Consider the following 7,140-nt stretch of genomic DNA (forward strand, 5'->3'; position numbering starts at 1 on the left):
TTCATAAAGTAACTGAGTAGTTACGTTTATTTTGTGATTAAAGTTTTATCTTATATAAGTTCTAAAAGTAGAAAGTTGTCCATATGGTGTAGTAAAACAGTATAGCGGAGGAATTTCATGAAGGGATCACCGTTTTTACGCGGAACATTCTTTTTAACAATGGCAACGATGATTTCGAAAATGTTAGGTTTTATATATGTTATTCCTTTTACAGCGATGGTTGGAACGGGAGGATATGTATTATATACATATGCTTATCGTCCTTATACAATTATGCTTAGTATCGCAACGATGGGACTTCCTTTAGCTGTCTCCAAAATGGTATCTAAATATAATGAATTAGACGATTATTACACGGTGAAACGAGTATTAAAAAGTGGGCTTATTTTTATGGGGTGTATGGGAGTTATAGCGTTTTTATTGTTATATTGTTTAGCTCCCTATCTTGCAAAGGTAGTTATAGATGGCGGAGATCAAACAGGTAATAGTGTCACGGCTGTTACATATAATATTCAAATTGTAAGCTTTGCTTTACTAATTGTTCCTTCTATGAGCTTATTACGTGGATTTTTTCAAGGATTTCAATCGATGGGGCCATCTGCTTTAAGTGTAGTAGTAGAACAGTTTTTTCGAATGTTAACAATCTTAATCGGAAGTTTTGCAGTACTTCATATATACAAAGGTGCAACAGCGTTGGCGGTTGGAGTTGCTACGTTTGGTGCTTTTGTAGGAGCTGTAGCAGGACTTGGAATATTAATTGCATATTACTTAAAGAGAAGGCGTCATTTAAAGAAAAAAGAAAATATGAGTGTTCCGCAAACAACAAAATCATTTTTCGCACTGTATAAAGAATTATTTACATACTCCATTCCATTTGTTGTTGTTGGTCTTGCCATTCCCTTGTATCAAACAATCGATACATTTACAATTAATAAGTTATTAATGCAAATGGGATATTTACAGCGAGAAGCGGAAAAAATAAATGCTGTGATTGGGCTTGTACAAATGGTTGTGTTAATTCCGGTTTCCGTTGCTACAGCTTTTAGTATGTCACTCGTTCCTGAGATGACGAAGGCGTATACAGCCAAAAATGACCAGTTATTATATAAACATTTTACAAGAACAAATTTGCTCGTTGTATTTCTAACGATTCCAGCATCGTTAGGAATGATGATTTTAGCTGAACCAGTATATACATTACTATTTGGGACAGGAAATGATCCTGCGCTTGGAAGTGTGATTTTACGCTATTACGCCCCGGCTTGTATATTATTTTCGCTCTTTGCTGTAACAGCGGCTATGCTGCAAGGGATTGATCAACAGCGAAAAACAGTAATTGGTTTGTTTATAGGAATAGGGATAAAAATTGCGTTAAACATTGTATTACTTCCACAATTTGATTATATTAGTTTTATTATTGCGACTTATGCTGGTTATACGGTTTCTGTTTCGTTTAACTTGTGGATACTTTCTAAATATGTTATAAAGGCAACATAATGTCTATAAAAGACAGAGAATGCTCTGTCTTTTTCTATTTTAATAATTTGTGAAGAAAAGCGTTTTCAAAATAATTTTCTATTGAAATCTTTTCATTTGTTTCATATGCTGAAAATAGCGGTTTAAAATAGACTGTTATTTCAAAGTGAGGTTGGTTCCTACATGTAATAAGAATCGGGGTGATAGTATGTTAAATATTTATTTAACAGACCGAAACGGAAAACTACAAGAGATCGAGGAGATTCAAAAGGGCTGCTGGATTAATGTACTCCATCCAACGGAGGAAGAAATTCAATTTTTAGTTCAAACGTTAAATGTTGAACTGGACTTTATTAAAGACCCCTTGGATGATGAAGAACGTTCGCGTATTGAAAAAGAAGATGATAATGCTTTAATTATCGTCGATATTCCAACAGTTAGACATGACGAAGAAGGAAATTCAATGTATGATACGATTCCGATTGGTATGATCGTCATGCCAGAATGTTTTGTTACAATTTGTTTGGAAGAAAATCCGATTTTTGAACGCTTTATTAATCAGCGAATTAAAGAATTTTATACCTTTAAAAAGACACGTTTTGCACTGCAGCTCTTATATACGATTTCTACTTATTATTTACGTTATTTAAAACAGATTAATCGAAAAACAACGGATTTAGAGCATGAGCTCAATAAATCGATGAAAAATAAAGAGATTTTTACGTTATTAGGGCTTGAAAAAAGCTTAGTGTACTTTACGACATCTTTAAAGGCAAATAAGATTGTAATTCAAAAATTAATGCGAAATAATACATTTTTGAAAATGTATGAAGATGATCAAGATTTACTTGAAGATGTATTAATTGAAAATAAGCAGGCAATTGAGATGGCCGAAATATATAGCCATATTTTAAGTGGTATGATGAATACATTTAGTTCTGTCATTTCCAATAATTTAAACAGTGTTATGAAGTTTTTAACTTCTATGACGATCATATTATCAGTACCAACAATGGTTTCCAGTTTTTTTGGAATGAATGTTCCGGTTCCATTAAGTGAAAATCCTCATGGTTTTTTAATGGCTATGATTATATCGGCAATATTATCTTGCTTAATGGCTTTTGTTTTTTGGAAGAAACGTTATTTTTAATATGAAACCCAGCTGTTTTGGAACATTTCCAAAGCAGCTTTTTTGATTTAAAGTATTGAGAAATTAGCATTTTTACACACTATCGTTCCTTAATTTATGAAATGAAAGATGTATAATATACCATTTAGGTTAATTTTTATAAGTACTTGTTCAATCTAAGGATTCCAGTTACAATTACATATTGTTAATGAAAAGATGGGGGATATGCATCATGGAAATGTTTCATTTACCAAAAGCGTTCCTGCAAATGAATACGATTTTTATTTCAATTTTAATTGAAGCATTGCCATTTGTATTAATTGGTGTATTTATTTCAGGATTCATTCAAATGTTTGTGACAGAAGATATGGTAGCAAAGTGGATGCCAAAGAATCGTTTTCTGTCTGTCTTATTAGCCGTTTTTCTAGGGATGATGTTCCCAGGGTGTGAATGTGGAATTGTTCCAATCGTAAGGCGCCTTATCGGGAAAGGGGTACCACCATATGCAGGAATTGCCTTCATGCTGACTGGACCGATTATTAATCCTGTCGTTTTATTTGCGACATATGTGGCGTTTGGTAGCAGTATGCATATGGTTTGGTATCGCGCTATTGTCGCTATTATTGTAGCCGTTATTGTCGGTCTTGTCTTATCGTTTATGTTTAAAGATCATCAATTACGGAATACTAATTTTCCAGTGGTAAATCATAATCGACCATTCCGTGAAAAATTTTGGGATGTATGTACACATGCTGTTGAGGAGTTTTTCTCAATGGGAAAATTTTTAATTATTGGTGCGCTTATTGCGGCAAGTGTACAAACTTTTGTGAAGACGTCTACCCTCCTTGCAATTGGACAAGGGCCATATTCTTCACCAATTGTTATGATGGGACTTGCTTTTATTTTATCATTATGTTCAGAAGCTGATGCGTTTATTGCATCTTCATTCCAAAGTACATTTGCAACACCAGCTCTAGTCGCCTTTCTTGTATATGGACCGATGGTAGATATTAAAAATATGATTATGATGCTTGCGAATTTTAAAACACGTTTTGTTATTGTTGTTATTGTTTTAATTACAGTTGTTGTTTATGCAAGCTCACTACTCATTTATGCGATGGGGTGGTAATTAATGTTTCGAGCTTATATTTTACTTGGGTTTACAATTTTATTAGCACAACTTCATATTTCTGGTGATATTACAAAATATATTAATATGAAATATGCGTATTTATCAAAAACAGCAGCAATTATTTTAGGATTTTTAACTGTCATTCAAATGATTATTGTATTTCAAAAAGAACATGGTAAACATGAGCATGATCATGAATGCGGCTGTAATGAAAGTCACTGTGGTCATGATCATTCAAAAGATGAAAACACATGGTGGAAACGTACGATTGCGTACACGCTATTTTGTTTTCCGATTATTTCGGGGCTCTTTTTTCCAATTGCAACACTAGATTCCGATATCGTAAAAGCAAAAGGGTTTCATTTCCCGGTTGCACAGCCAGAAAGTAAAGACCCGTTTATGAATCGACAGTTTTTACGACCTGATACGAGCATTTATTATGCAAAAGAAGGATATCGAGAGGTTATGGATAAAGAGAAGAAGCAATTTGTAACAAAAGATAAAATTGCTTTAAACGATGCTGACTTTTTGAAAGGGATGGAAGTAGTGTATAACTATCCTGGCGAATTCACGGGTAAAACAATTTCTTTTAAAGGATTTGTATTCCGTGATGATTCCTCTAAAAAAGAACAATACTTTATATTCCGTTTTGGAATTATTCACTGTGTTGCTGATTCAGGTGTATACGGAATGCTGGTTAAGAAACCAGAAGATGCTCAGTGGAAAAATGATGAGTGGATTCAAGTGGAAGGAACAATTTCAACAGAGTTTTATCAGCCATTTCATGCAAACATCCCTGTATTAGAAGTTACAAAATGGAACACAGTAGAATCTCCAAAAGAACAATATGTATACCGAGGAGCCGATTGATAAAATTGGCTTCTTTTTATAGATGTAAAGTAGATAAGGGGGACTCCTGTTGTTTAAAATTTCACCTTATCATTATAAATGTATATATCCATATCTATTTTAATTTTTTGACATATAAGTTGCTGCTATGCAGAATACAACATAATTGCTACTTGCTTACGCCTTTTTCTTTAAACATTGTATGTGGTAGGAAAAGGTCCTGACCGTTGCTATGCATGACCAGATGCTCTCGCCTGTATAAAAAGAAAGGGGCTTTTTATGTCGTTTTTTTAACTTGTATATATAGAAAAAGAACATCTAAACATTAGATGTTCTTTTTCATAGTTTTTTTGTCTACATAAAAGTTGTATGGAGCGGATCGCTAGTTAGCAAAAACAAGCAGCACCAACAATAATTAAGAGGATAAATAATACAACAACTAACGCAAACCCACCACCGTGACTTCCAAAGCCCATTGTTTTTTCCTCCTTTTGTTTTAAGGTACATAATACAATATGCACTTTTATAATGATGTGACTGGGATATATGCCATATAAAGCCGTTTTTTTTTGTATAGGGATAGAGGGAGAAGGAAACATATAAGAATAATGATTTAAAAGTGTTGTTTTGTTATTAAAGCAGGCTGTTTAAATTAAGGGGGTTCCAGAATGGAAGTATAGCGACATTGAGATCGCTTTTTTCATGGAAAAGTGACTTTTTATTGAAGATGGATTTTCAGTAAACAAAACAATTTTTGAAAACATAAGTATAGGGGGGGTTTGTAAGATTCACAAAAGTTCTGTCGTCCTATTTAGAGCATACATATCAGTAGAGAGGAGGAAATATTGAATGGACCATATTGAAGAGCTCATGGATTATAGCTATGAAGTAATATGTGTGATTGGTGAATATATGAAAGAAGTGCAAGATCATGAATTAAAAGAATTGCTACAACAACATTTACCATACTTATTGCAGGCTTACAATGAACAGATTAACTTTCAAGAAGGTGAAAATGTGCAGCATATCATTTGCCAGTATCCAGTTTCATCCTCAATGGAAATGATTCATACGAACTATAATGGACAAAAAAATGATATAGAGATTGCTTGTTCGTATATTTCATATTTAAAACGGTTAGCACTTGAATATGCACATGTAGCAATTCAAGTAGCAAATCCAGAATTTCGCTCTTTTTTAGAAAGTTGTTTTTTGAAAATGAATCGAAATGCATACGGTGTATGGCAATATGTGATGAAAAAAGAATACAGCATACAAACAATGATTAATGAAGAGAAATATGGGTGAAAAAGACAGCGATACCGCTGTCTTTTTGTACTTATTCTGTTAATTTAGAAAATTAACATTGATTTACTATTTATTTACTAATCTATAATATTTCCTTTAAAAAAGAGATGTAATATGAGAATGTACATATTCTATCAAAAGGAGGATAAGCAAATGAATAAATATGTTAAATCGTTAACTGCCGTTGCACTTGCTAGCTCTTTATTTGTGGTAGGTTGTAGTAAGAATGAGGAAAAGAAAGAAGAGACGACGCAACAAGAAGGTAAAACAACTGAAAAAGAAACGAGCGGGGATGTAAAAGATAAAAACTCGAAAGACAGTTCGTCAAGCTCTACTGAAAAGAAATAATTATTATATGATAAAAAAGCTTTCTTGATAAATAAGAAAGCTTTTTTGTTGTGTATTTTTGCTTTTTCAGAAATAATAGAGAGATTGAAAGGGTGTGAGTTAGTATGAATATATGTTTATTTGGGGCAACAGGTCGAGTCGGAGTCGAAATTTTAAAATTTGCATTACAGGATAATCATAAGGTGACAGCGCTTGTGAGAAATAAAGAGAAGCTACAAATACAACATGAGAATTTTCGTGTAATAGAAGGAAATGTATGGAATGAAGAAGGTGTGAAAGAGTGTGTAAAGGGTGCAGATGTTGTAATTAGTGCACTTGGTACCGATGGAAACGGCACGTTATCAAAAAGTTTGCCAAATATTATAGACGCTATGAACGAGGAAGGGATTATAAGAATTATAACAATTGGAACGGCTGGAATTTTACAGGCACGTGTGAATCCGCAATTATATCGCTTTCAATCCAGTGAATCACGTCGAAAGACAACGGCTGCAGCGGAAGACCATGTAGCGGCCTATTTAGCTTTAGCGAATAGCAAATTACAATGGACGATTGTCTGTCCAACACACTTAATCGATGGAGAAGAAACAGCTATTTATCGTACTGAAGAAGATGTGTTACCGCTAGATGGTATACAGATCACAGTTGGAGATACAGCTCATTTTGCTTATCAATTACTTTATCATGATATTCATTATAAAAAACGAATTGGTATTGCCTATTAAAAAGCCATCCTTATGTGAAGTGACCCCATAAAGTTAGACAGGTTATTTCATTAGGCAACTTCTTGGGCATGGACTCGGTATTGTATCGGGCTCATGCCCTTTAGTTTTGCCTTAATTCTTTTATGATTATAGTATTCAATATACTTTGCTAGTTCTTGCTTAAAATGTTCAAC

9 protein-coding genes are annotated in these 7,140 nt (G+C 33.5%); 7 read left to right on the forward strand and 2 right to left on the reverse strand.

The window, feature by feature from the left end:
• Nucleotides 1-117: 117 nt before the first annotated feature.
• The 4 genes from Q9306_RS21330 to Q9306_RS21345 all read left to right on the forward strand — a co-directional run bounded on the left by Q9306_RS21330 (nucleotide 118) and on the right by Q9306_RS21345 (nucleotide 4,607).
• Entirely contained in the window at nucleotides 118-1,497 is a 1,380-nt protein-coding gene (locus Q9306_RS21330) for a putative polysaccharide biosynthesis protein (protein ID WP_306202127.1), read from the forward strand.
• A 187-nt stretch (nucleotides 1,498-1,684) separates the two neighbouring features.
• Entirely contained in the window at nucleotides 1,685-2,626 is a 942-nt protein-coding gene (locus Q9306_RS21335) for a magnesium transporter CorA family protein (protein ID WP_020060960.1), read from the forward strand.
• Between the two features lie 211 nt (nucleotides 2,627-2,837).
• Nucleotides 2,838-3,734 carry a permease gene (locus Q9306_RS21340; protein WP_306202130.1) on the forward strand — a complete coding sequence of 299 codons (897 nt, stop codon included), beginning with the start codon at nucleotides 2,838-2,840 and terminating at the stop codon, nucleotides 3,732-3,734.
• A 3-nt stretch (nucleotides 3,735-3,737) separates the two neighbouring features.
• Nucleotides 3,738-4,607 (forward strand): TIGR03943 family putative permease subunit, encoded by an 870-nt coding sequence (locus Q9306_RS21345; RefSeq protein ID WP_306202132.1) that lies wholly within the window; start codon nucleotides 3,738-3,740, stop codon nucleotides 4,605-4,607.
• A gap of 365 nt (nucleotides 4,608-4,972) precedes the next feature.
• Here the strand turns inward: Q9306_RS21345 and Q9306_RS21350 are convergent, their stop codons facing one another.
• Nucleotides 4,973-5,062 (reverse strand): YjcZ family sporulation protein, encoded by a 90-nt coding sequence (locus Q9306_RS21350; RefSeq protein WP_020060957.1) that lies wholly within the window; start codon nucleotides 5,060-5,062, stop codon nucleotides 4,973-4,975.
• 373 nt (nucleotides 5,063-5,435) lie between these two features.
• Here Q9306_RS21350 and Q9306_RS21355 point away from each other — a divergent pair, with 373 nt between their 5' ends.
• The 3 genes from Q9306_RS21355 (at nucleotide 5,436) to Q9306_RS21365 (ending at nucleotide 6,967) form a co-directional block, all read left to right on the forward strand.
• Complete coding sequence (locus Q9306_RS21355; RefSeq protein ID WP_306202134.1) at nucleotides 5,436-5,894, forward strand: spore coat protein; 459 nt, start codon at nucleotides 5,436-5,438, stop codon at nucleotides 5,892-5,894.
• 153 nt (nucleotides 5,895-6,047) lie between these two features.
• Nucleotides 6,048-6,242 (forward strand): hypothetical protein, encoded by a 195-nt coding sequence (locus Q9306_RS21360; protein ID WP_306202137.1) that lies wholly within the window; start codon nucleotides 6,048-6,050, stop codon nucleotides 6,240-6,242.
• Nucleotides 6,243-6,346: 104 nt separating this feature from the next.
• Complete coding sequence (locus Q9306_RS21365) at nucleotides 6,347-6,967, forward strand: NAD(P)-dependent oxidoreductase (protein ID WP_306202139.1); 621 nt, start codon at nucleotides 6,347-6,349, stop codon at nucleotides 6,965-6,967.
• 50 nt (nucleotides 6,968-7,017) lie between these two features.
• On the opposite strand, the gene Q9306_RS21370 is transcribed toward Q9306_RS21365, so the two are convergent.
• Nucleotides 7,018-7,140 (reverse strand): IS3 family transposase (locus Q9306_RS21370; protein WP_306202144.1); only part of this gene is annotated, 123 nt, incomplete at its 5' end.

It is taken from the genome of Bacillus multifaciens (assembly GCF_030756675.1).
Classification (GTDB): domain Bacteria; phylum Bacillota; class Bacilli; order Bacillales; family Bacillaceae_G; genus Bacillus_A; species Bacillus_A multifaciens.

What these genes read in the sequence shown, in the direction of transcription:
- Q9306_RS21330 (WP_306202127.1), top strand. Translation starts at nt 118, where the DNA reads ATGAAGGGATCACCGTTTTTACGCGGAACATTCTTTTTAACAATGGCA.
- Q9306_RS21335 (WP_020060960.1), top strand. Translation starts at nt 1,685, where the DNA reads ATGTTAAATATTTATTTAACAGACCGAAACGGAAAACTACAAGAGATC.
- Q9306_RS21340 (WP_306202130.1), top strand. Translation starts at nt 2,838, where the DNA reads ATGGAAATGTTTCATTTACCAAAAGCGTTCCTGCAAATGAATACGATT.
- Q9306_RS21345 (WP_306202132.1), top strand. Translation starts at nt 3,738, where the DNA reads ATGTTTCGAGCTTATATTTTACTTGGGTTTACAATTTTATTAGCACAA.
- Q9306_RS21350 (WP_020060957.1), bottom strand. Translation starts at nt 5,062, where the DNA reads ATGGGCTTTGGAAGTCACGGTGGTGGGTTTGCGTTAGTTGTTGTATTA.
- Q9306_RS21355 (WP_306202134.1), top strand. Translation starts at nt 5,436, where the DNA reads ATGGACCATATTGAAGAGCTCATGGATTATAGCTATGAAGTAATATGT.
- Q9306_RS21360 (WP_306202137.1), top strand. Translation starts at nt 6,048, where the DNA reads ATGAATAAATATGTTAAATCGTTAACTGCCGTTGCACTTGCTAGCTCT.
- Q9306_RS21365 (WP_306202139.1), top strand. Translation starts at nt 6,347, where the DNA reads ATGAATATATGTTTATTTGGGGCAACAGGTCGAGTCGGAGTCGAAATT.